The following is a 23,321-nucleotide window of genomic DNA, read 5'->3' as shown; positions in this document are numbered from 1 at the left end:
CCGATGATCAGCTCGCTCGAAGGCCGGCTCGCAGAGAAGCACCCCACCCGCATCGTCGTGGTGTGCGGTGGCGTCGGCTACGAGGTACACATTCCGCTCAGCAGCCACGACCGCCTGCCGCCGGTGGGCACCGAGTGTCGCATCCTCACCCACCACCATGTCTGGGCCGACGGCCAGGCGCTCTACGGCTTCGTCACCGAGCCGGAGCGCGAAATGTTTCGGCTGCTGCTCCAGGTCAGCGGCATCGGTCCCAAGACCGCGCTCAGCGCGCTCAGCGCACTGTCCCCGCGCGATCTGGTCACCGCGATCGTGAACGGCGATGTGAAACGGCTCACCGCAATCTCCGGCGTCGGCCGCAAAACCGCCGAACGGATGGTGGTCGAGCTGCGCGATCGCATCTCGAAAGGCGAGGCGCTGGCCGCGGCCGCCGCATCGCCCGGCGGCGCGGAGGCGACGGCGGAGCCGCGCGTCCGCGACGCGCTCGAGGCGCTCGTGTCGCTCGGATACAAACTTGCCGAAGCGCAGGCGATGCTCGCCGCGCTGCCGCCAGACGCTGTCGCGAACGCGGAGGCGGGCGAGCTGGTCCGTCTCGCCCTCCGCCGTCGCTGACCCGGGCGGGCGGAGGCGCCGCGCCGGGCGGCCCACACATCGGCACTGTCGCCGGGTTCACACCGGCGGCGGAAGCCGGCTATACGCGATCCGGCACCACGAACGGCGCGCGATATTCGCGCGTCAACATCGCGTTGGCCTCGGCGTCATGGGGGAACGTGAGCGTTTGCGGATCGAACTCGAGCGACCGGCCCAGCCGGTACGCGATGTTGCCCAGGTGCACAAGCACGCAGGTCAAAAAACCCTCCTCTATGCTTTGATTGAACGTCGCCGGATCACCAGAACGGATGGCATCCACAAACACCTGGTAGTGATTGCCCACCCCAGAGCCGGTCGGACCGGGCTCACGCTGCTCGCCCATAAAGGTCGCCCAGCGGCTCACGTCCTTCACCATATACCCCTTGGAGCCGAAAAACAGATTGCCGATCGTGTTGCCGGCGCTGGTGGCGGCATATCCCGCGGTGCTCACCGGACGCATCCACATCGCGTCCTCGCGGTTCGTAACCCAGTGTCGGACCTCAAACTGGAGAATCTTCTTTTTGTCGCCACCACCCGCGGGATTTGGAAACTCGTAGGCCACGAACAGCACGTTCGGCGTCTGTTGATCGTCATCGAACATCACGTGCGCGCCCGAGGCGACAATGCGAGTGGGCAGCCGGACCCCGAGCCCCCATCGCCCAATATCCAGCTCGTGCACGCCTTGGTTGCCAAGGTCGCCGTTGCCGTAGTCCCAGTGCCAGTGCCAGTTGTAGTGAAAACGGTTGCGATTGAAGGGCCGTTTCGGCGCCGGCCCCAGCCATAGGTCGTAGTCCACCCCCGGCGGCACCGGCTCGTCCGGATAGCGGCCGATCGTGTTGCGCCACTTGTAACACAAACCCTTCGCCAGATAGACCTCGCCGAGGCCGCCCTCGTGCAGGAACTTCGCCATCGTCTGCGCACACGGATTGCTGCGCTGCTCGGCGCCATCCTGCACAATTACGCGGTACTTTCGGGCGGCCTCAACCAGCTTTTGGCCCTCGTACACGTTGTGGCAGCAGGGCTTTTCCACGCTGACATGCTTGCCGGCCTGAATCGCCCAGATTGCCGCAAGCGCGTGCCAGTGGTTCGGCGTGACGATCGAAACGGCGTCAATCTCCCTATCCTCATAGAGCCGCCGCAAATCGGTGTAGGTTTTCGGCGGCCGCAGACCGCGCTGCTCGAAGTGTTCCTTGATCACGGGCGCGAAGAGATTCGAATCCGGATCGCACAGCGCGGCGATCTCGACGTTCGCGAGCTTCTGGTATTCCTGAATGTGCGACCGGCCCATCCCGTGGATACCGAGAACCGCGACGCGAACCCGGTCGTTGGCGCCAGCCCAGGCCCGGCTGGTACCCCACAACATGCCCCCCAGCCCGAGCCCCGTCTCCGCTAGAAATCTTCGTCGGCGAACATACCGCGTTTTCATCGTCGATCCCCTTGAAGTCACCCGCCGGCAGGCACGCCGGACCGGCCCGCATCTCATCACGCCCGTCCGACCCTGGTCAAGCGTCCGCCGCGGGCGGCTGCGGGCCTTGATCGCCGCCAGTGGTCATGAGAGGCTCGAAGCGGTCCGTGCCAACTGCACAGTCGCAGGCCATGACGAACGGGCAAACATCGGAGTACTTCTACGCGGACGGCGGTACTCCCCGGGGGCCGCTATCGGCGGCAGAGCTGCGGGCGATGGCATCCGAAGGCCGCATCGGACCCGAGACGCTGGTGTGGCGGCCGGGTCTGGCGGACTGGGTCCGCTATCGGGAGCTGGCGGAAACAGAGCTTGCGGCCGTCGGCCAAAAGACTGCTCGCCGCTGCGTCGAATGCGGGCAGCTGTTCTCTGAGTCCGAGATGGTGCGGCTTGGATCCGCGTGGGCGTGCGGGGGCTGCAAAGCGCTCGTTGCGCAGCGGCTGCTGGAGCAGGGCCAGCTGCGAACCGGTGCCGCCTTTGCGGGATTTTGGGCACGGTTCGCCGCCGCGATGCTCGACAGCATTCTGATGGCGGTCGCGTACTACTCGATCTACATCCCCGTCATGTGGAGTGCCGTCCGCAGAATTGGGGAGGTCGGTTCTCCGACGGAGCTCGTCACGTTGGGCGGGGTCGTCGCTGTGATGTGGCTGCTGTCCGTGGCGATGTTCGCGGTCTACGAGATCTGGATGGTTGGCCGATTTGGCGCGACGCTCGGCAAGATGGCCCTGCGATTGCGGGTGGTGCGTGCGGACGGCTCGCCGCTCGGATACGGTCGGGCCGCAGGCCGCCACTTTGCGAAGTATCTGAGCCAGCTTACCGCGGGCGTCGGTTACCTGCTGGCCGCCTTTGACCGCGAAAAGCGCGCGCTGCACGACATGGTCGCGGACACCCGCGTGATCAGAACCTGACTCGCTGACGTGACGGTAGCCGGCGAACACTGCCCACGATGTGGCGGCGCGTGGCGACCGCCGTCGGCTTCGCAGGAGCACTTCGAATGTCCCGTATGTGGCGTGCCCACCGAGGTCACACGGTTTGCCGCTTGGGCGCGCCCGCCCCCTTCCCTCGCGGCGGACCTGCTGCCGAAAGGAGCCGAATGCTATCGGCATCCCGGCCAGGGTGCCTGGATCGTATGCCCACACTGCGGTCGGTTCGCCTGCAAGCTGTGCGCGGTGGAAGGCGACGATGAGCGGCTGTGCGCAGAGTGCTTCGAACGGGATGTGAGCTCGGGTGGTCGCTCGCTCCGCTACGTTCCGCACCTGGTGCAGTACGACAGTCTGTGCCTCTGGATGGTGCTGCTACCGCTGCTGGGTGTCGTCACCTCCGGGTTCACGATCTTCACCGCCCCACTCTCGCTGGCGCTGATCCTTTATCACTGGCGTAGTCCGACGAGCGTACTACCACGCAGTCAATTTCGTCGCTGGCTGGCGCTGTTGCTGGCGGGCGGGGTCTCCCTGGGCTGGCTGGTGCTGATCGGCTGGGTGATCCGCGTAATCATCACCGCTCTCGGTGCGCAGAACGACGTTCGATGAGCCCGTCGTCCCCATCCCGGCGGCGCCCGTCCTATCGGCGGCTACCGGGCCGCTGGTATGGCGTTGCAACGAAAGCGACGGCGTGGCTCGGCCCCGACCACCTGCTGGTGGTCGAACGCGCATGGTTCGTGGAGCACTACCGGCGATTGCAGTTCCGCGACATCGAGGCGGTGATTCTGCAGCGGACGCGCGCGCGGGAAATCGGCGCTTCGCTCGGCGCTCTGTCGCTGGCAGCAGGGCTGAGCCTCGCGCTCCTGTGGACCGGGCCGCTCACCGCGCGAGTGGTAGGGGCGCTCATCGCTGCGGCCGGAGCTGTGGCACTCGGATTGGAGCTCAGCCGGGGGCGCGGTTGCGCCACCACCGTCCGCACGCGCACCAGTTCCGTGCTCGTTCGCGCCTGGAGCCGGGAGCGGCCCGCCCGGCGCGGCATTGCCCGCCTCTGCCAGGCGATTGCCGTCGTCCAGCCGCCCCTGACCCCAGAGATGCTCGCGGCCGCGGCCGCCTCACGCCTCGACCCTTCCGCGGCCACCCGCAGCGCCTTCCCGCCGGCCGTCCCGCCGCCGTTGCCGCCGCTTCCCCTGCCACGGCGATGGGCTGGGGCGCTGTGCGCGCTGTTGATCGTCGAAGGACTTGCGGCGGTCGCCGGTCTGAGAGTGCAAGCGCTCCCCGCCACACTGGCGACACTGGCGATTACCTCGATGGCCCTGCTGGTTGGATCCGTGATGATGCTCGGACGAACCACCGCCACACACGGGGCGAAACTGCGACACTGGGCGATCGCCGTCATTTTGTACTGGACGCTGCGCGCCGTCGCGTTGTATGTGTTGTCCATCATGGCCGGACTCGGCTACACCCCAACGGGCAGCGGCCTCGAGCTGCTGATGAAGCCGCCAGGCGTCCCGGCACCGGCGATGGTTTCCATGCTGGGCGTGATCGCGTCCGTGTCGCCGCTGCTGGCCATTTGGGGTGGTCTAGCGGCCCGCCGGTCGAGATGAACGCGCTCTCCGCGAGGCCCGGGAACGAGAACACGCGGACGGACCTCGCCACCGGCTGCCGCAATCATCCCGCCCGGCCGGCCGCCGCCCGATGCCCGGAATGCGGCGGTTGTTTTTGCCGCGAATGCGTCACGGAACACCAAGGGCGCATGTTGTGTGCCATGTGTCTGGGGGGGCCGTCTGCCCGCGCCCGGCACGACCGCCGTGTTCCGGGCGCGATGGTGTTGGGGCTCGCCGGTTTCGCGGCGCTGTGGGGCGCCCTCTATCTGCTGGGCCGGCTGCTGTTGGCCATCCCCGCCGAAATCCACGAGCGCGCGGAGGGGGCCGCCGGGGCGTCAGAGGTGGATCGGTGAGCGCTCTGCGGCCTGTGGACGGCCACTCTCCGGTCGAGCTCGTGGAGGAGGCGCTGGCCTTGTTGCGGCGTACCCCGATGGCGCTCGCATGGCACTTGGCCGGCGCGGTGCCATTCTGGCTTGGTCTGTTGTGGTACTGGACCGACATGACCCATGGTGCGCTCGCCCGTCAGCGCTGCTCAGCCGGCGCGCTGGTGGTTGCCATGCTGTACCTCTGGAAACGCGTCGCCCAATCGCGGTTGGGCGCGTGGGTGCGAGCGGCGGCGGCGGACACAGCACCCGAGCGCTGGAGCTGGCGCGACTGGATCGCGCTCGTCGGCCTGCACGCGAGGTGCTCCACATGGTCGCTGCTGGCGGGGGTGCCGGCACTGCTGGCAGTCGCCCCCTTCGGATGGTGGGTCGCGTGGCATGAGAGCCTGACCGCGGTGTGCGAGCGGCCTGCCGCGGAGGCTACGACTGCCCGGACGCGCGCATGGGCGCTCGCTCGCAGCGATCCGGCACAAAACCATCTGGCGCTGGGCATCTTTTCGATCGCCGCACCACTTGCCGCAGTCAATCTCGCGGTGATGTTCGCCGTGCTGCCGGAGCTCGCCAGAACGCTGTTCGGCGTGCGAGGGACGTTTTCGATGAACGAACTGTGGGTGCTCCGAGGGTCGTTCGCGCTGATTCTCGTCGCGGCCACCCATCTGCTGCTCGACGCACCGCTGAAGGCGCTGTATGCGGTGCGCGCATTCCACATCGAAGCGCGCCGCACGGGCGCCGACCTGCGCGCGGAATGGCGCCGCTGCCGCGCGGCCGCGCTGGCCCTCGCCGCGATGCTCGCACCCCCGTCGGTCGCCGCTCCTGTGCCGCCACCTGCTGCCACGCCCACAGTGGAGGAGTTCAACGCAGCGGCCGATCGCGTACTGGCTCGGCCGGACTTTGCCTGGCGACTGCCGCGCGACGCGCAGCCCGCCGCGGGCGAGCCGACCTCCCTCTTCGAGCGGGCGTTGCGCTGGCTCGGCCGACAAGTCACCGCGCTCGGCCAGAGCCTGCGGCGCCTGCTCGCGCGTATCGAGGAATGGCTGCGCCGGCGGGCCGGCGAGCCCGGGAGCGCGACAGAGCGGAACGCCGGCACCGGTTGGGTCCGACCTGCCGCCTGGGCGGCGGCGATCGCAGCGGGCATGCTGCTGGTGCTCGGGCTGGTCCGCCACGCGCGTTCGCCTGTGCGGCCCGCGACCGGTTCGCACCCGGAGCCGCTCGCCGCCCCCGTCGATGCAGAAACGACGCTCGCCACCGCTAGCCCCTCCGACGAATGGAGCCAGCTGGCGCGCCACCTCGCCGCGGCCGGCGATTTGCGCCGCGCGGTGCGCGCCGCGTTCCTCGCGATGCTGGCCTCACTGGCGGCACACGGATGGATCACCGTTCGGCCCGCACGTACGAACCGGGACTACCGCCGCGAACTCGAACGCCGCGCCGACGTCCCCGCAAGGCTGCCGCAGCGCTTTGCGCACTGGCTCAGCGTGTTTGAGCGCTGCTGGTACGGCGACCACCCCGCGGACCGGGCGACGGTCGAGGCGATGCTCTCGGAGCTGGAAACGTGGCATGAGCGCGCGGCGTGATCTGTTGGCGATCGCGACGGTGATGCTGCTCGGGCTCGCGTTCACAGTCGGCACCTACCACATCCTCTCCTGGCAGGCCACCGCAGGAGATGACTTCCCGCCGTACTCGACGCTGCGCAGCGATCCGCTCGGCCTGCGCGCGCTGTACGAAACGATTGCGCTGCTGCCGGGCATGACCGCGGTGCGGTGGTACGAACCGCTGGCGGACCGGTTTCCCGAGGGCCCCGGCACGCTCGTGGCCGCTGGTCTCACGCCCGCCGCGCTGCGCTTGATGCCTTCACCGGAACGCTTTGCGGCGTTCGCCCGCGCCGGTGGCGTGTTTGTCGGCGCGTTTTCCGCAGACGCCGTCGTCCCCACCGCGGCCACGACCCGCCGGCCGGCGGGCGAGGCGACGCCGGAACTGCTGCACGCTTGGGGAGTGGAACTGTACCGTGCAGGAGCGAGCGGGAACACGGCGCGGCAGGCCTCGGATGGATGGCCATGGCTGTCGCCGCTGTACTTCGTCTGCACCTCGCCGGCATGGGAGGTGTGGCTGCACTGCGAGGGCCGGCCGGTTCTGATCTCGCGCCGGTGGCAGGGCGGCCGGCTGATACTGGCCAGCGACTCGTACCTGCTGAGCAACGAAGGCTTGTTCCGGCACCGCCGCACGGAACGGCTCTGCGCGATGTTTATCGGGCCGAACGTGTGGTTCGCCGAGGCCCATCTGGGCGTCCGTCGCACACCGGGCTGGGGCGAGTACGTGCAGCGGCTGCGGCTGCACCCCACCCTGATGGTGCTGCTGACCCTGGGGTTGCTCGGCCTTTGGCGCACGTTGGTGCCGCTGCTGCCGCCCCGCCCCGCCGCATCGCCGCTCGCACTAGAGGACCGCACCGACCTGCGCGACGGCTTTCTCGACCTTCTGCGCCGCCACGTGCCGCCATCCCATTTGGCCGAGACATACCTCAGGGAGTGGCGCCGGTTCTGCGCGCCCTCCCAACCCGCGGCGGCGGCGCGCCTCGCCGCCGTCGGGCCGCCGCCGAGCGACCGTCCGCCGCTGGAAGTGATCCGCGATCTGCACGCCCGCATTCACCAAAAGGAGTAACCGATGCCCCTCCAACTCAACCTGTTGCTGGACCGGATCTGCGCGATCCGCAGCGAACTGTGCCGCGTGATCATCGGCCAGGCCGAGGCGGTGGATTTCTGTCTGGCCACCGTGCTGGCCGGGCAGCATGCCCTGATCGAGGGTGTACCGGGTGTCGGCAAGACGCTGCTGGTGCGCGCGCTCGCCCGCGCCCTCGGCGTCGAGTTCGGGCGCATCCAGTTCACCCCCGACCTGATGCCGGCCGACATCACCGGCACAAACGTCTTCAACCTGGCGCGCAACGAGTTCGTCTTCGCGCCGGGACCGATCTTCACCACGTTTCTGCTCGCGGACGAAATCAATCGCGCGCCCGCGAAAACGCAGTCCGCCCTACTGCAGGCGATGCAGGAGCGTGCGGTGACGATTGATCGCACCACCCACCCCCTCTCGCCGGACTTCACCGTGTTCGCGACACAGAATCCCGTGGAATTCGAGGGCACCTATCCGCTGCCGGAAGCGCAGAAGGACCGCTTCTTTCTCCGCATTCCGATGGGGCCTCCGGAACGCGACGACGAGCTATCGCTAGCCGCGCGCACGCTCGGCGCGGATGCGCCGGAACAACTGGTCGAGCGCGGCGAGGTCCGCCCGCAGATTCCACCAGGGGGGCTCGGAGAGCTGCGCGCCGCCCTAAGGTCGCTCACCGTTCGACCAGAAATCATCGGCTACATTGTGGACATCGTGCGCGCAACACGCCGCCACGAAAGTGTACTGCTGGGCGGCGGCCCGCGCGCAACGCAGGCACTGGCGCTCGCCGCCCGCGCGGCCGCGGCGCTCGAGGCGCGGGATTTCGTTACGCCCGACGACGTGCAGCGGATGGCGCCGCACGTGCTGGGTCACCGGCTGATCCTGCGTCCGGAGTTCGAGGTCGAGGGCGTGCAGGTCGCCGAGGTGGTGCAGTCGGTGCTCTCGGAGGTGCCGGTGCCGCGATGATTGTTCCGTCCACCACCCTCATTCGCTGGTTCGGATGGGTCGGGCTTCCGCTGGCGCTGATGGCGGCGGTGGAACCACGGCTGGGCGAGCCGATGGGTGCGTTGGCGGTGGTGGCGATTGCGCTGAGCGTGCTCGATGCGCTGCGCGCACTGCCCCGCGCGCAGGGCGTGAGCGTCTCGGTGCGTTCGCCGCTGAGACTGGTCGTGGGCGAGGCCCAGGCCGTGCCGGTGCACTGGGCCGCGCGAAATGCCGGCTCGCGCATCGAACTGGCGGTGGACTGGCCGGCCGCGGTGGGGGCGGCGACGATCCAGTGCGCCGCGGAGCCGGCGCCGTGCGGCGTGGTGCGATGGCCCTGCCGGCCAGCCGCACGAGGTCGGTACCGGCTCGGCGCCGCCGCAGTCGCGGTACACTCGCCGTGGGGTCTGTGGGAGGTCCGGCGCCGCATCGCGCTCGATGCGGAACTGCACCTGCTGCCGAACCTGCGGGATGAACGTCGCCGCGTCGCTGCGCAATTTCTCGTGAGGGGCGGCGCCGGCCTCCGCCGCCGCCGACCGGTCGGCAAAGGGCGCGAGTTCGAGAAGCTTCGGGAATATGTGCCAGGTGACGACTACGGCGACATTCACTGGAAGGCAACCGCGCGCCGACGGCATCCGGTGACCAAGCTGTTTCAGATCGAGCGAACCCAGGAGGTGGTCATTGCGGTGGACGCCTCGCGACTGGCGGGCCGACCGGCCCCGCGCCGCGCGGGCGAAGCGGGCGCGCCGACGCAGCTGGACCGGTTCGTCGCCACCGCGCTGATGCTCTGCGCCGCGGCGCGCGAACAGGGCGACCGGTTCGGCCTGCTCCTCTTCGACCGCACGGTCCGGCAGTTCGTCCCCGCCGGCCACGGGGCGGCCCACCTCCACCGCTGCCGCGACGCCCTGCTGGGCGCTGCGCCGGTACCGGTCTCACCGGACCACGCCGAGCTGTTCGCGTTTGTGCGGGGACGTCTGCGCAAACGCGCGCTGATCGTGGTGCTGGCCGGTCTCGACGATGCGGCCGCGGCGGCGGGGTTCGCCGCCGCGGCCGCCGCGGCAGCACGCCAGCATCTGGTGATCGCGTTCACGCTTCGCGCCCCCGACGCGCGTCCGCTCTTGTCCGGCCCTCCGCCCGCAACGCTCGACGAGGCCTACCGCCATCTCGACGGCCACGAACGATGGCGGCGGATCGAGGAACTACGCCGCGCGCTGCGCCGGCTCGGCGTCGTGTTCGAAGCGGTGGACGACGAGCGTCTCAGCGCGGCGGTCATTTCGCGGTACGTCGAGGCGCGAGAACGGCAGCGACTGTGATTGTGGACCTACCACGCTTCGTGGAACGCCGCCGCACACTGTGGCGCGAATTTGAGCAACGGATCGCGGAGGTCGCGGACGCGCCGTTCCGGCGGCTCGAGCTCGATGATCTCCGCCGGCTGCTGACGCTCTACGAGGAGGTCGCGGCCGACCTCGCCGACGTGCGCGACTTCGGCGGCGAATCAGAGTTGCGAACCTACCTCGAGGCGCTGGTCGCCCGCGCCCACGCCGAAATCCATGCGCTGCGGGAGCCCGCCGTGCGCTGGCGTCCTGGCCGATGGCTCGGCGAAGGATTGGCGGCCACGATCCGTCGTCGATGGCGCGCGGGCACCGCCGCGGCCGCGATCTTTGTGGCCGGCGCGATCTTCGGCGCGGCCGCGCTGATTTCCGACCCCGCCGCGCGCCGACACCTGCTGCCGTTCGAGCACCTGCGGATGCCTCCCGCCGAACGCGTGGAAATCGAACAGCGCGAAATGATGCGGCCCGGCGGCGGCGAGCGCGAATATCGCACGTTTGCTGCGTACCTGTGGGTGAACAACGTGCGCGTGGCGGTGCTGCTGCTGGCGCTCGGCATGACGTTCGGTGCCGGCACCGCGGTGGTGCTGGCGCTGAACGGCATGCTGCTGGGCGCGGTCGCTGCCGACTACGTGGTCGCCGGCCAGAGCCAGTTCCTGCTGGGCTGGCTGCTACCGCACGGCGCCGTCGAAATTCCCGCGATTCTGCTCGCGGCGCAGGGGGGGCTGGTGCTGGGCGGCGCGCTGCTCGGCGCAGAAGGGCCCCGTCACCGCCCCCTCGCGGAGCGGTTGGGCGCGGTGCGCGGCGACGTGCTTTCCCTGATCGGCGGCGCCGCGCTGTTGTTGGCGTGGGCGGCCGGCGTCGAGTCGTTTCTTTCCCAGCACCACGAACCGCGACTGCCCTACACGATCAAGATCGCGATCGGCCTTCTGGAGCTCGGCGCACTCGCGTTGTATGTCGCGCGGGCCGGGAGCGGCAGCACGGAGACCACCGCGCAGTGAGCGATGCGGTCCCACGTCTGGAGATCCGTACGCCGGAGGGGGTTGTTTTCTCGCTGCCGCTCGCCGGTCCGGTCTCGCGCATGCTGGCCTGGCTGGTGGACCTGGCGGCGGTCGCCGCGATTGTTTTGCTGGTTGACCGCGCGCTCGCGCTGATGCGGCTGATCTCGCCGGACACGTCCGCCGCGCTGCGGTTCATCGGCATATTCGTCGTTTCGATCGGCTATGGCATCGCGCTGGAATGGCGGTGGCGCGGCGAAACGATCGGCAAGCGGCTGCTGCACATCCGCGTCGTGGATCGCCGCGGGCTACGGCTCTCGCGGGAACAAGTCGTGCTGCGAAACCTGCTGCGCGCGGTGGACCAGCTACCAATCTTTCAGCTTGTCGGCGGCGTGGCGGCGTGGCTGAGCCCGCTCGCGCAGCGGCTTGGTGACATTGGCGCGAACACGGTGGTCGTGTGCGCGCGCGCGCCCGCCGTTCCGGATCTGGAGCGGCTCGAACCGGAACGCTTCAACAGCCTGCGGGAGCGGCCCGATCTGGAAGCCCGCCTGCGCCGTCGGCTTCCGCCCGCCGCCGCGGTTGTCGCACTCCGGGCGGTGCTGCGCCGAGCGGAGATGGACGCGGACGCGCGCGCGGCATTGTTTGCAGAAATCGCGGCCGATCTGCGCGCCCTCTGCGAGCTGCCGCGCGAACACACTGCGGAGCTCTCGGACGAGCAGCTGGTGCGAAATGTGGTCGACTCCTATTTCCGGGGGGCCGGCCGCCGCACCCCCACCGCGGCGAGGAGCGCACGCGGTGTGCGCTGAGCCTCCGACTCGATTGCGCGTGGCCGTCTCGCCGCTGGGCAGCGTTGCGCGGACGCCCCGCAGCTGCGCGCAACCCCGTCGCAACAGTTCTTCCCTTAGGTCACGGCCGGCGATCTCCACCAGCACACAGTGGCGCGATCGACGGCTGCGGCCCCCCGCGCAGGCGTAGCGCGTGCGGATCGTAAAGCCGCCGGCCAGTGACTCCTCGACCCACCGTGCCGCATCGCGGCCGGCCGCGAGCACACCGCCGAGCGTGGTGCCGAAATGCTCGCTCTGTTCCCGCCCACGCTCGGAGAACTCCAGTGCCCGCGCCGCCGCATCCACGAGGGAGAGCCGCGCAACAAAGCGCTGGGCACCGGCCTCAACGACCAAACTATCTGCGTCGTTGCTGTCGTCCGCCACAGATCGGCATCCCATCAACACCAGCCACGGTCGCGGCTCCGCGGCGGTGGCGGACGGACCCGCCGAGGGCATCATCAGCAGCGTGGCGACCGCCTTACCGCACCTCTAGGGGGGGCAGGAGCCCTGGAGCGGTGGTCACGGCGTGGTCTCCCTGCCGACGCACCACAGCGTACGCTCACCCCGCAGCAGCAGTCGCGAACCGAACGGCACCGGTGTCGCGCGGATCGATTCTCCCATCGGGACCCGAGCGACCACGCGGAAACGCGGCCGCAGCTCCGCGACGAACACCACTCCATCATCCCGCGCCGCGTAGAGCCGGTCCGCCGCAATGAGCGGCGAAGCATAAAAGGGAGCGCGGTTCTGTTCGAGCAAACCGCTCCAGAGCGTCCGCCCGTCCTCAGGGTCGATTCCCTGCACCTCGTGACGGTCCCTCAGCAGCACCACTTGACCCCGCCAGGCCAGCGGGGTTGGCACGTAGCTGCCCGTGTCGGTGCGGACCCAGCGGTGCGCCGTGGCGGTGACATCGCCGGCGCCAGCCAGCTCGAGGCCGAACAGCCGGGTCCCCCGACCGTACGGCACGATCAGCCGTCCGCCGATCCTGAGCGGCGAGGCAACCGGCGGCCAGTTGGGGCGCCGCTCGGGGTTCAGCCCCCCGCAGTCCCATAACACCGCTCCATCGCGAGCATCGTGCAGCGTCACGTGCTCTGCGTTCCAAACCAGCACCACCTCGCGACCTTTCCATTCGAACACCAGCGGAGTCGTGTAGCCCTGGTCGGCCTCAAACGCGCACGGATAGCTCCTCCGGACACTCCAAAGCAGCCGGCCGCTCTCGCGGTCCCAGGCCGCCAGGTGCGAACGCGGGCCGTTCATCACCGACAGCACCACCGCCTCCGAGGTCAGCACCGGCGAGGTGCCGATGTCCCACACCAGCTCGTCCCGTCCGAACCGCTCCTCGACGTTCACCGACCAGCACACGCGACCGTCGTCCAGCGCCAGCGCCGCCAGCGTCCCGCTCTTGTAGTACACCCAGACGTGGCGGCCATCGGTCACCGGCGAAGGGTTGCAGCTGGAGGCAGCACGATGTTTCGGGGGGCGGGCCGGCCCGAGCATTGCCCGCCAGACCTCGCGCCCATCGGCATCAAACGCCAGCGCGCCGTCGCGACCGTCGATCGGCACGGTGACCACGATGCGGCCGTCCCAGACGATCGGCGTGGAGGCGCCCGAACCGGGCAGCGCCACCCGCCACGCAATGTTTGACGCGGGCGACCAACCGACCGGCAGCGGCGTCTCCACCACCGCGTTGTCGTTCGGACCCCGCCACCGCGGCCACCGGATTGGCGGGCCGCTCGCGGCGGTACCCGCCCTCGCAACACCGGCCGGCAGCAGTACCGCAAGCAGACCGAGCACATGACCCACCGGCATCTTCACGGAGCCGTTCCGTCCCCGTCCCCTGTCGACCGCCGGCCCAGCCGCAGCGCGGCAGAGCGCGCATGGCCCGGAAGATCTTCCACCGTCGCGAACGCGTCGATGGAGGGCCACATTTCCTCGAGATCTTCTCGTCGGAGCTCCAGCACGCTCATCCGCCGCCGGAAATCGTCCGCGGTAAGGCCGGAGAAGAATCGCGCGGTGCCGCCGGTCGGCAGCACATGGCTGGGCCCCGCGACAAAGTCCCCGGCGCTTTCCGGCGTCCACCGCCCCAGAAACACCGCACCGGCACAGCGAATGCGGCGCAGCCACCGTCGCGGCCGCGCCGCGAGGATCTCCAAGTGCTCCGGTGCGAAGCGGTTGATCGCGTCGCAACCGGTCACGAGGTCCGGTACCACGACAATCAGCGAGCGCCGGTGCAGCACTTGGCGGATCTTCGGCCAGCGGCGAAGACGACGGCCCTGCACGGCCAGCTCCCCGGCAACCTCGCGGGCCAGTGCCGCGGAGGTGGTGACCAGGAGCGTCCGCTCATGGCCGGTGCCGTGTTCCGCCTGCGAGAGCAGATCGGCCGCGATGCAGTCGGCGCGCGCGCTCGCGTCGGCGAGCACCGCGACCTCACTCGGGCCGGCGACCATGTCCAGCGCGACTTCGCCGTACACCGCGCGCTTCGCCGCGGTCACAAACGGGCCGCCCGGTCCCACGATTTTGTCGACGCGCCGGATCGTCTGGGTGCCATACGCGAGCGCGCCAATTGCCTGGATGCCACCGAGCCGGTAGATCTCGGTCGCGCCGGCCTCCGCGATCGCAACCAACACGTGAGGATCCACGGATTCGTCGGGGCCGCATGGTGTGGTGGCGACCACCTCCGGCACTCCCGCGATCCTGGCCAGCGGGATGGTCATCAGCGCGGTGGAAGCCAGCGGGGCCGCACCCCCCGGCACATAGACGCCGACGCGTCCCAACGGAACCCATTGCTCGCCGAGCCGCCCCCCTCGTGGAGTGCGGATTTCCCACGATGCGCGCAACCCCGCGCGCGCAAAGCGGCGCACCCGCCGCAGCACGTCGGCGACCGCCCGCAGAAACGAGGCCGGCACCCGTGCGCGCGCGGCGCGTATTTCCTCGTCGCGTACGCGGAATCGCTCCGGAGCAAGCCGGACGCCATTGAAGCGGGCGGTGAAGCGCGTCACCGCCCGATCGCCGTCGCGGCGCACGGCGGCCAACACGCGCCGCGCCAGCGCCTCCGCGCGGGGCGCCACCGGCGGCGCGCGCAGAAACCGCTCAAACGCGGCGGCTCCCACCGGCTCCTCCCATCGCACAATCGGCGGTATCGCTCTCATCGCTGAATCGCCTCGTTCAAGGCGCCGCATCCGGGGCAGGCCGAAAGCGGCACGTTGCGCTCATCCTCATAGACCCGACCACAGCGTTCACAGCGGTACAGCGATGCCACGCGGCGCCGCCGCCGAAGCGCGTCGGTCACCGCGGAGTGTAGCCACAGCGCACCGACCGCCACCAGCATCCCGATCACCCAAAGTCCTACGTGCTCGGAGAACAGGCGCCTCACCATCGCTCCTTCGCGGCGACGCCGCCGTGCACCAGTCGCACGATGACCTCGCGAGTGGTTTCTGACGCCGGCCATCGCCAGCGCACGATTTTGGCGGCGGCGGCCGACCGAGCGGCAGCCGGCGCATCGGCCGAATCCACCCACACCGACGCGGGCCAGCCCTCCGGCGCAACGTGGATCGTCACCAGCGCGCTCCACGGCAGCGCGCCGGCCTCCTGTGCGGTGAGCGGCCACCCGGCATGGTCGGGCAGCTCTCCGTGCACCGCGTGCAGTCCGGAAGCAGGTGCGGGCAGATGCCGGTGCGGCAAGCGAGATGCATCCAACCAATCCACGGGCGACGCTCGGCGCGTTGCCGTGCGCTCGGGAACAGAAGACGTGACCAACGCCGACGGCGACGGCACGGGCACATCCGGCGGATCGACGGGCGGGCCGATCGTCCATTCCGGCGGTTGGATCCGACTGAACCCCAGCGACGAGGGCCATGCAAACAGAACGGGCGACCAGATCACGGTCGAGAGCGCCACCTCCGCCGTGGAGGGCTCCGCCCGGCGGTGTGCGATTCGTGCGCGCGCCGTGCCCCCTGATGGCGGAAGGCTCTCTGGCGGCGGGGCGAGTCTGCCGCCGAGCAGCGCACCCCCGGCACAGGCCGCGATCACCGCCGCGATCAGCCAGCGCCACGCCCCCCCGTTCCCCAGCGCTCTCATCGCGAGGTCTCCGGCGCGCTACGCGCCGGCATCTGCGTGGCAATCTCCGCGCGTCGAATCCCGACGCGCGCGGCCAGGTCGTAAATCCGCACCAGCAACTCCTGCGGGACGCGGCGATCGGCCTCAATCAACACCGTCGTGTCCGGTCGCTCGCGGACCGCCGTCTCGAAGTGTCGTGCCAGCTCTGCGAGATCCACCGGCCGGTCGCACGCGAACATGCGGCCGTCCGCCGTGACCGCGACGATCAGCGTGCCGTAGCGCACCGGTTCGGCGCTTGCGGCAGGCGGCAGCTCGATCGGCACTGCCGGTTGTGCGATGAACGGCATCCGCAGGATCCACCACGTCGCCGCTGCCACCAACACGCTGGCGACCGCTGCCGCATCCAGCGGCGAGGGCGAACGCGCCAGCCGCGTCCGAAACGTTCGCTCAAACGTGCCCGTTCGCAGCGGCTGGTGGTTCACCCGACTCTCCCCGCCGGTGGTGCGCCGCCGCGCTCGACGCGCTCGGTCACGCGGCGCAGCGCGTCCTCCATGTCCACCAACACCGACTCCACCATCGCCACCAGCAGCTGGTGCGCCGCCCAACACGGAATGGCGACGGCCAGACCGATCGCGGTGCACACCAGCGCCTGCCACATTGCGGCAGCCAGATCGCCCGCGTACACCAGCGGCGCCCGCAGTTCAATCCGCTGGCCCGCGTTGATCAGCGCCAGTACCGTGCCGAGCAGACCGCTCAACGCGGCGAGGCGCGCGGCGGCCGCCGGCACCCGAACGCGGCACTCGAGTCGCGGAATCTCGGCGGTGCCTGCGGCGACCATCGCCTCGCGCGCGGCCGCCGGTCCGTCGGCCAACCGCAGCAGGGCGGCGCGCACCATCCGAGCCACCGGCCCGGGCGTGTCGTCGCACAGCGCGACGCCCTCCGCGATGTTCCCGCGCTCAAGCACGTTGAAGATGCCGCGGAGGAAGTCGTCCAGCGGGACCCGCGCCCGCCGCAGGAACAACCAGCGCTCTACGCTCACCGCGACCGCAACGATCCCGATGCCGACCGCCAGCCATGCCGGCCAGCCACCAAGGTTCAGCCAGCTAATCATCGGGACTCTCCTCCTGAGCGCTCCGTCACTGAGTCTCCGGATGCTGGCTGAGTAAACGCCGGATCTGCGCCGCCGCGTCCGCGGACGCCGGTCCTCCGTCCTCGACCACTCGCCGGTAAATCTGGACCGCTTCCTGCCACAGTTCCGCCCGTTCCTGCAGCGCGGCCGCCGCGAACGCCGCGCGCGCAAACCACACCGGTGCTCCTGGCCGACCAGCTGCCCGCTCTTCGAGGTGGCGATACACCACCGCGAGGTAGCGCTCGATCGCCGCCGCGGAGCGTCCCAGCAGTTCTTCGCAGCGACCCGCCTTGTACACCGCCTGCAGCCGCACGTCCACGGCTTCCCGCTCACGGTCGGCCACCACCCGATAGGCTGTCAGCGCCTGTTCGTAGCGCGCCGGTGCCTGGGCGCCGAGCGTGAAATGGCAGTCGCCCTTCCGCCCCCAGGCCAGCGTCGCCAACGTCGAGTCGGGCGCAGCCCGGATCACCTCGTCGAACGAAAGTACCGCGGCATCGAACCGGCCCATCTCCGCCAGCACATCCCCCTGGGCGAACCGTGCTTCCAGGAGCACCGGGCTACCCGGATGTTCCTCCGCCAGGCGCTGGAAGTGCTGAAGAGCCCTCGATAGCTCGCCCGCCGCCGCCGCGGCACGGGCCGCCCGATACCGTGCAATGTCGCCCGGCGGCCTTCCTCGGGTCAGATCCGCAACCTCCACGTACTCGCGTTCCGCCGCTTCAAACCGTCCACGATGCCAGTTCAGATCCGCCAACCACAACCGAACCTCCGTCGCCCGTGGCGAACGGGGCCAACGCTGCAGGAACTGCTGCGCCACGCCAACCGCGGCCGCCTCATCGCCAAGGAGGTGATGACACCACACGCGCAAGACCTCAGCCCGCTCGGCCACCTCGTCCGCCGCATCCCGCCCCCCGAGCGGTTCCAACACGCGAAGTGCCGCCTCGCCATCTGCGCGGCGGTAGTGCAGCAGCGCCAGGCCCAGCCGCGCCCACCGCGCCTCCGGTGCGGAGGGATGCAGCTCCAGCAACTCCGCATAGGCGCGCTCCGCCGCGTCCCAGTCGCGCCGGCGCTCGTGAAGACGAGCGCGCCGAAGCCGGGCCGCCGCCGCGAACGGCCCCGTGGTGGCGGCGCTCAGCCGCTGCAGCGCCTCGTCCTCTCGCCCGAGCTGCGCCAGGCATTCCGCCGCCAGCACCGCGGTGCCGCCGACCGCCGGATGCTCCGGGTTCGCCCGCAGGAACGCTTCACAGACGTTCAGCGCCTCCGCCCAGCGCCCCGCTTGCGCGAGCGCCTCCGCGCGTTTGAGCTCGGCCGCCATCCTGGCCGACGGCTCGCGCAACGTCACCGCCGCCCGCTCAAACGCGGCGGCCGCCTCCAGCGGCCGTGAGAGTGCCACCAGGCACTCGCCCTTTCCCATCAGTGCCTCCGCCTGGCCGGCGGGATCCTCCGACATCTCCAGATAGGCCTGGAAGGCCTCCAGCGCCGCCGCCGCCTCACCGCGCGCCCGAAGCCGCCGCGCCAGATCCAGCTGCAGCTCCACCCCCCAGCGGTGTCGTGGATGCCGCTGAAGCCCCCGCCGAATGAGTTCGCGCGCCGAATCGAGCTGGTCCATGTGCAAACGGTACGCGGCCAGCTCGAACAGGATGTCCCCCTCCGTGCCGGAGCCCTCCGCGAGCCGACGCGCCTCCTCAAAGGCGGCGTCCGCGGAATTTGCACGACCCGCCGATGCCTCCGCCTTCGCCCGGAGCAGCCAGGCGCTGGCCCGCATCGACCGAGGGCCTTCCTCGCTTTCGATGAGCGGGCGCATCACCTCCGCGGCGTCCGCGGTGCGCCCCACGTCGAGGTACGCACCGCCCAGATCCAGCCGGATGAGCCATCCCTCCGGCGGGGATGCCGCCGCCAACTGTCCTTCCAGCAGCTCGACCGCGCGCTGCGGAACTCCCGCCTCACGCCAGCGCAGCGCCAGCCGGCGCGCCACCGTCACCGCGCACGGCCCCAGCACGGGCAGCGCAAATTCCAGCGCGGCCAGCGCCTCGTCCGTCTCACCGCGCGCCCACAGCAAATCCGACCAAATCATCACCGCGCGCGGTCGGTCGGACGCGGAAAGATCGTCCCATCGAATCCGCCCGATCGCCTCCCGCGCACCCGCCTCATCTCCGCCCCGCTGACGAAGCGCCGCTCGCCGCAGCCACACCGCCGCCGCGTCGCGCCAAGCCGTCGGCACCTTTTCCTCCAGCTGCGCCGCGGCAGCCGCCGCATTCAGCTCCATCTGCGCATCGGCCAGACCCAACGCCGCCTCCACGCGGATCTCGTCCGAGGGCGCGTTCGACCACGCCTGTTCAAACCAGCGTGCCGCGACTGTCCAGATCTGGTCACGCATCGCCTCTCGCGCGCGCCGCAGCAGCTCGTCCGGGCGCTGTGCTGCGACCACCGACGCGCCCAGCGCCAGCACCAGCTGGTAGAGCCGAGATGGTCTCATGGTGTCTGGGCCCTACTCAGCAGCGGCCGCAGCGCCGCGCCGGTGTGGGAGCGTGGCTCTGCAGCGATGCGCTCGGGCGGACCCGCCGCGACCAGCCAGCCCCCGGCATCACCTCCCTCCGGACCAAGATCCACCACCCAGTCCGCCCGTTTGATCACGTCCAGATTGTGCTCGATCACCACAACGGTGTTCCCCGCATCGCGCAAACGTTCCAGCACCGACATCAGCCGTTCGACGTCCGCGAAGTGCAGCCCCGTGGTCGGCTCGTCCAGCAGGTACAGCGTGCGACCGGTCTCCCGGCGGCTGAGCTCGGCGGCCAGCTTCACGCGCTGCGCCTCGCCGCCGGAAAGCGTGGTCGCCGGTTGCCCGAGCTGCAGATACCCCAATCCCACCTCGACCAGCGTCCGCAGCCGCCGTGCGACCGCCGGCACCGGAGCGAACAGATCCAAGGCCTCCGCGATCGTCATGTCCAGCACGTCCGCGATGGATCGCCCACGCCATTTCACCTCGAGCGTTTCGCGGTTGAACCGCCGGCCACCACATTGTTCGCAGGGGACGTACACGTCGGGCAGAAACTGCATCTCCACCTTCAAAATGCCATCCCCGCGACAGGTCTCGCAGCGCCCGCCCTTCACGTTGAAGCTGAAGCGGCCCGGCCGGTAACCCCGCTGCGCAGCCGCCGGTGTTGACGCGAATAAATCGCGGATCGGGTCGAACGCACCGGTGTAGGTCGCCGGGTTGCTGCGCGGTGTCCGCCCGATCGGCGACTGGTCCACGACCACCATCTTGTCGATATGCTCTAACCCCTCGATCCGCTCGTGCCGGCCGGGCGTCTCGCGCGCACCATAGAACTGCCGCGCGATTGCCCGGCGCAGCACCACGTCCACCAACGTGCTCTTGCCGCTACCCGACACGCCCGTCACGCAGGTCAGCAGTCCGACCGGCAGTCGGATCCGCTCCCCCTTGAGGTTGTTCTCCCGCGCGCCGACGATTTCGATCCACCGGCCGTCGGGCTGACGCCGTTGCGCGGGGACCGCGATCGCACGTTCGCCCCGCAGGTACGCGCCGGTCAGCGTCGGCGCACGCTCCAGCTCCGCGACCGGTCCCTGGAACACCACGTGGCCGCCCTCACGGCCGGCACCGGGCCCCAGATCGATCACCCAGTCCGCCGCGCGAATCGTCGCCTCGTCGTGTTCCACGACCACCACCGTGTTGCCGCGATCGCGCAGCCGCCGCAGCGTTTCAATCAGTCGGCCGTTGTCGCGGGCATGCAGCCCGATGCTCGGCTCGTCCAGCACGTACAGCACACCGACGAGACCCGACCCGATCTGCGTCGCCAGCCGGATGCGCTGCGCCTCGCCGCCGGAGAGCGTGCCGCTCTCGCGATCGAGCGTCAGATAGTCGAGCCCGACATCCCACAAAAACTGCAGCCTCGCCCGGATCTCCCGAACGACCTCCGCGACCACACGCGCACGCGTCGGATCCAGCCCCGCGGTCGCTCGCTCCAGCCACTCCGCGGTCTGTCGCACCGACATGCGCAACACGTCCGCGATCGAGACGCCGCCAACGGTGCACGCCAGGCTTTCCCGCCGCAAGCGGGCCCCGCGGCAGTCCGGGCAGGGCCGCCGGGAGAGGTACTGGCGCAGCCGCTCGCGCACCTCGTCACTTTGCGTCTGCTCCATTCGGCGGCGCAGATTCGGAATCACGCCCTCAAACGGCCGCCGCAGCCGCCGCCATGCGCCACCGCGCCAGTAGCCAAACTCGACCAGCTCCTCCCCGGACCCGTACATCAACCGCTGCCGGAACTCCGGGGGAAGCTCGCGATAGGGCGTGGTCATGTCCACGCCATAGTGCCGCGCCACCGCTCGCAGCACCATCTTGTAGTAGATCAACAGGCGCCGCCCGCCACGCCGCCAGGCCTGAACCGCCCCCTCCTCCAGCGAGAGCTCCGGATTGGGCACGATCAGATCCTCGTCGAAGACCTCGACCGATCCGAGGCCATGGCAGGCCGGGCAGGCGCCGTACGGGCTGTTGAACGAAAAGTGGCGCGGCTGCAACGTTTCGAAACTCAGCCCGCAGTGCAGACAGGCGTTCGTCTCGGAGTAAAGCGTCTCAAGGGTCGCTCCCCCTTCGCTGGTCAGCGCGACCAGCCGCCCCCCGCCCGCGCGCAGTGCGGTCTCCACCGAGTCGTTGAGGCGGGACCGCACCTCGGGCGCGAGCGTCAATCGATCCACCACCGCCTCGATCGTGTGTTTGCGCCGGGGGTCCAGCGCCGGCGCCGACTCGATCTCCACCACCGAGCCGTCAATCCGCGCTCGCACAAACCCGTCCTTCATTGCCTGCCGCAGCACCGCCTCGTGACGGCCCTTGCGCCCGATCACCAGCGGTGCCAGCAACGTCAGCGCGGTGCCGCGCGGCCGTTCCAGCAACCGCTCCACGATCTGTTCTGCACTTTGGGGCGTGATCGGGCGGCCGCACTTCCAGCAGTGCGGCTGGCCCGCGTGCGCAAACAGCAATCGCAGATAGTCGTGGATCTCCGTCGTCGTCGCAACAATCGAACGCGGATTTGCTCCGGCGGTCCGCTGTTCGATCGCGATCGCGGGCGGCAGCCCCTCAATGTGATCCACATCCGGCTTCTGCATCTGTCCGAGGAACTGCCGCGCATATGCCGAGAGGCTCTCCACATACCGCCGCTGCCCCTCCGCATACAGCGTATCGAACGCGAGGGACGACTTGCCCGAGCCGCTCAGGCCCGTGATTACCGTCAATCGTCCGCGCGGAATTCGAACCTCGATGTTCTTGAGGTTGTGCTCCCGCGCGCCGCGAACGTGGATGTCGCCGTCGGCTGCGGTCACCGCGTGACTCCTCTGCCGCCCGCACTTCGGCGGACTCCGCGCCGGCGTCGGCGCCGGTCGTGCAGGCCGCCCCTCACTGTTTCGCGGCAGAAAACGTCCCCGAGTAGAGCACTGTATTTGTGCCGCTACCGGCGGAGCCCTCGATGCTGCCGACGATCCGCCCCCCCACGAGCGTGCCGATGTAGCGGACCTCTCCGTCCGTGCCCGGCACCCTCACCGGCGCGGTCAGGACAAAGCCGGTTCCGGACAGGCGGGTTTGCATCGCCACGCCGGGATGCAGATCGCTGCTGGAGACGGTTCCATCGTCCGCAATTCGGATCGTCGCCGGCCGCGTTTCACACGTCGGTGCGGCGCCCGTGAGCGTCTGGCAGCGGGTTGCGGTACCCACATAAGTGCCGGGCGCACCGCCCGGCACGTCCCCGCCTCCATCCCCGTCCCCGCTGTTCGCCGCCCACACCGCCACCCCGCCAGCGGCCAGCGCAACCCCCCCACCGATCAGCGCCGGCGTCACCCACCCCGGCCGTTCGCGCGCCGCCTCCCCGCTGGGCGCCTGCAATCGCACCGCCACCCACGGCGTCTCCGCGGTCGCGCCCCGGTCGTCCTCCGCGGAGATGTAGTAGCTCACTCGGTCGAGCACCGCCAGCACCCCCGCCGGAATCGTCCCCACCCACACGCCCGCGCCGGTGGACTGCATCGGCACCGCGAATGGCGCCGCATCGCGGGAGGTGCTGTAGTGCAGCTGAACGGCCCGAACCGCGCGGCCCCGCCCGTCCACCTTCGCCCGGATCATCAGCGGTTCGCCCTTCACGCCGACGGTCACCGGCGTGTGCTCAATCTGCGGTGCCGCCCGGACCATCGCCGCCGCCAGCGTCACCGCGGCCGCCACCCGCCGCATCCATCCGTTCATCGTTCGAAGCTCCGCAGCCAGAGTCTACCGGATCACCGCCGCGCACGCCAGCGGCCAGCCCGCCGGCGCACTGTTGCCGGCAACCCCGCCGGTTGAGATTGGTATTACCTGGTACTACAATT

General features: G+C 70.0%; 21 protein-coding genes. 11 read left to right on the top strand and 10 right to left on the bottom strand.

Annotation, left to right across the window (positions count from 1 at the left end; translation table 11 throughout):
• The first annotated feature begins 3 nt into the window (after nt 1-3).
• The gene (gene ruvA, locus N2652_02870) at nt 4-609 is read left to right on the top strand and encodes a Holliday junction branch migration protein RuvA (GenBank protein ID MCX7818140.1); all 606 of its coding nucleotides are present in this window, start codon (nt 4-6) and stop codon (nt 607-609) included.
• A 79-nt stretch (nt 610-688) separates the two neighbouring features.
• Here ruvA and N2652_02865 read toward each other — a convergent pair whose 3' ends face one another.
• A complete protein-coding gene (locus N2652_02865) occupies nt 689-2,053 on the bottom strand; it encodes a Gfo/Idh/MocA family oxidoreductase (protein ID MCX7818139.1) in 1,365 nt (454 codons plus the stop codon).
• A 170-nt stretch (nt 2,054-2,223) separates the two neighbouring features.
• Here N2652_02865 and N2652_02860 point away from each other — a divergent pair, with 170 nt between their 5' ends.
• The 10 genes from N2652_02860 (at nt 2,224) to N2652_02815 (ending at nt 11,764) form a co-directional block, all read left to right on the top strand.
• Entirely contained in the window at nt 2,224-2,997 is a 774-nt protein-coding gene (locus tag N2652_02860; protein MCX7818138.1) for an RDD family protein, read from the top strand.
• Nucleotides 2,998-3,099: 102 nt separating this feature from the next.
• Nucleotides 3,100-3,618, top strand: a complete 519-nt coding sequence (locus N2652_02855) for a hypothetical protein (GenBank protein MCX7818137.1) — start codon at nt 3,100-3,102, stop codon at nt 3,616-3,618.
• Complete coding sequence (locus N2652_02850; protein ID MCX7818136.1) at nt 3,615-4,613, top strand: hypothetical protein; 999 nt, start codon at nt 3,615-3,617, stop codon at nt 4,611-4,613. The genes N2652_02855 and N2652_02850 overlap by 4 nt, the downstream gene beginning before the upstream one ends.
• A 149-nt stretch (nt 4,614-4,762) precedes the next feature.
• Nucleotides 4,763-4,966 (top strand): hypothetical protein, encoded by a 204-nt coding sequence (locus N2652_02845; GenBank protein ID MCX7818135.1) that lies wholly within the window; start codon nt 4,763-4,765, stop codon nt 4,964-4,966.
• Nucleotides 4,963-6,567 carry a DUF4129 domain-containing protein gene (locus N2652_02840; GenBank protein MCX7818134.1) on the top strand — a complete coding sequence of 535 codons (1,605 nt, stop codon included), beginning with the start codon at nt 4,963-4,965 and terminating at the stop codon, nt 6,565-6,567. Before N2652_02845 ends, N2652_02840 begins: the two co-directional genes overlap by 4 nt.
• On the top strand, nt 6,551-7,648 hold the full coding sequence (locus tag N2652_02835; protein ID MCX7818133.1) for a hypothetical protein: 1,098 nt from the start codon (nt 6,551-6,553) through the stop codon (nt 7,646-7,648). The genes N2652_02840 and N2652_02835 overlap by 17 nt, the downstream gene beginning before the upstream one ends.
• 3 nt (nt 7,649-7,651) lie before the next feature.
• Nucleotides 7,652-8,617 (top strand): MoxR family ATPase, encoded by a 966-nt coding sequence (locus N2652_02830; GenBank protein ID MCX7818132.1) that lies wholly within the window; start codon nt 7,652-7,654, stop codon nt 8,615-8,617.
• Complete coding sequence (locus N2652_02825) at nt 8,614-9,945, top strand: DUF58 domain-containing protein (GenBank protein MCX7818131.1); 1,332 nt, start codon at nt 8,614-8,616, stop codon at nt 9,943-9,945. Before N2652_02830 ends, N2652_02825 begins: the two co-directional genes overlap by 4 nt.
• Before the next feature lie 2 nt (nt 9,946-9,947).
• Nucleotides 9,948-10,961, top strand: a complete 1,014-nt coding sequence (locus N2652_02820) for a stage II sporulation protein M (protein MCX7818130.1) — start codon at nt 9,948-9,950, stop codon at nt 10,959-10,961.
• On the top strand, nt 10,958-11,764 hold the full coding sequence (locus N2652_02815) for an RDD family protein (protein ID MCX7818129.1): 807 nt from the start codon (nt 10,958-10,960) through the stop codon (nt 11,762-11,764). Before N2652_02820 ends, N2652_02815 begins: the two co-directional genes overlap by 4 nt.
• 537 nt (nt 11,765-12,301) lie before the next feature.
• Here the strand turns inward: N2652_02815 and N2652_02810 are convergent.
• From N2652_02810 to N2652_02770, 9 genes are all read right to left on the bottom strand, one after another.
• Nucleotides 12,302-13,588, bottom strand: coding sequence for a PQQ-like beta-propeller repeat protein (locus N2652_02810; GenBank protein MCX7818128.1), 1,287 nt, complete (start codon nt 13,586-13,588; stop codon nt 12,302-12,304).
• Between the two features lie 2 nt (nt 13,589-13,590).
• The gene (gene hisD / locus N2652_02805) at nt 13,591-14,928 is read right to left on the bottom strand and encodes a histidinol dehydrogenase (protein ID MCX7818127.1); all 1,338 of its coding nucleotides are present in this window, start codon (nt 14,926-14,928) and stop codon (nt 13,591-13,593) included.
• Nucleotides 14,925-15,155 carry a hypothetical protein gene (locus N2652_02800; GenBank protein ID MCX7818126.1) on the bottom strand — a complete coding sequence of 77 codons (231 nt, stop codon included), beginning with the start codon at nt 15,153-15,155 and terminating at the stop codon, nt 14,925-14,927. Before N2652_02800 ends, hisD begins: the two co-directional genes overlap by 4 nt.
• Complete coding sequence (locus tag N2652_02795; GenBank protein ID MCX7818125.1) at nt 15,149-15,856, bottom strand: hypothetical protein; 708 nt, start codon at nt 15,854-15,856, stop codon at nt 15,149-15,151. Before N2652_02795 ends, N2652_02800 begins: the two co-directional genes overlap by 7 nt.
• Nucleotides 15,853-16,317, bottom strand: a complete 465-nt coding sequence (locus N2652_02790; protein ID MCX7818124.1) for a biopolymer transporter ExbD — start codon at nt 16,315-16,317, stop codon at nt 15,853-15,855. The genes N2652_02795 and N2652_02790 overlap by 4 nt, the downstream gene beginning before the upstream one ends.
• Nucleotides 16,314-16,946 (bottom strand): MotA/TolQ/ExbB proton channel family protein, encoded by a 633-nt coding sequence (locus N2652_02785; GenBank protein MCX7818123.1) that lies wholly within the window; start codon nt 16,944-16,946, stop codon nt 16,314-16,316. Before N2652_02785 ends, N2652_02790 begins: the two co-directional genes overlap by 4 nt.
• A gap of 25 nt (nt 16,947-16,971) precedes the next feature.
• On the bottom strand, nt 16,972-19,437 hold the full coding sequence (locus tag N2652_02780; GenBank protein MCX7818122.1) for a tetratricopeptide repeat protein: 2,466 nt from the start codon (nt 19,435-19,437) through the stop codon (nt 16,972-16,974).
• Nucleotides 19,434-22,292: an excinuclease ABC subunit UvrA gene (gene uvrA, locus N2652_02775; GenBank protein MCX7818121.1), complete on the bottom strand. Its 2,859-nt coding sequence runs from the start codon at nt 22,290-22,292 to the stop codon at nt 19,434-19,436. The genes N2652_02780 and uvrA overlap by 4 nt, the downstream gene beginning before the upstream one ends.
• A gap of 73 nt (nt 22,293-22,365) precedes the next feature.
• Nucleotides 22,366-23,199 carry a hypothetical protein gene (locus tag N2652_02770; protein ID MCX7818120.1) on the bottom strand — a complete coding sequence of 278 codons (834 nt, stop codon included), beginning with the start codon at nt 23,197-23,199 and terminating at the stop codon, nt 22,366-22,368.
• Between the last annotated feature and the right edge of the window lie 122 nt (nt 23,200-23,321).

This window comes from Kiritimatiellia bacterium (assembly GCA_026417735.1).
Lineage (GTDB): Bacteria > Verrucomicrobiota > Kiritimatiellia > PWTM01 > PWTM01 > CAACVY01.
This window is presented reverse-complemented; position numbering and strand designations above follow the sequence as displayed.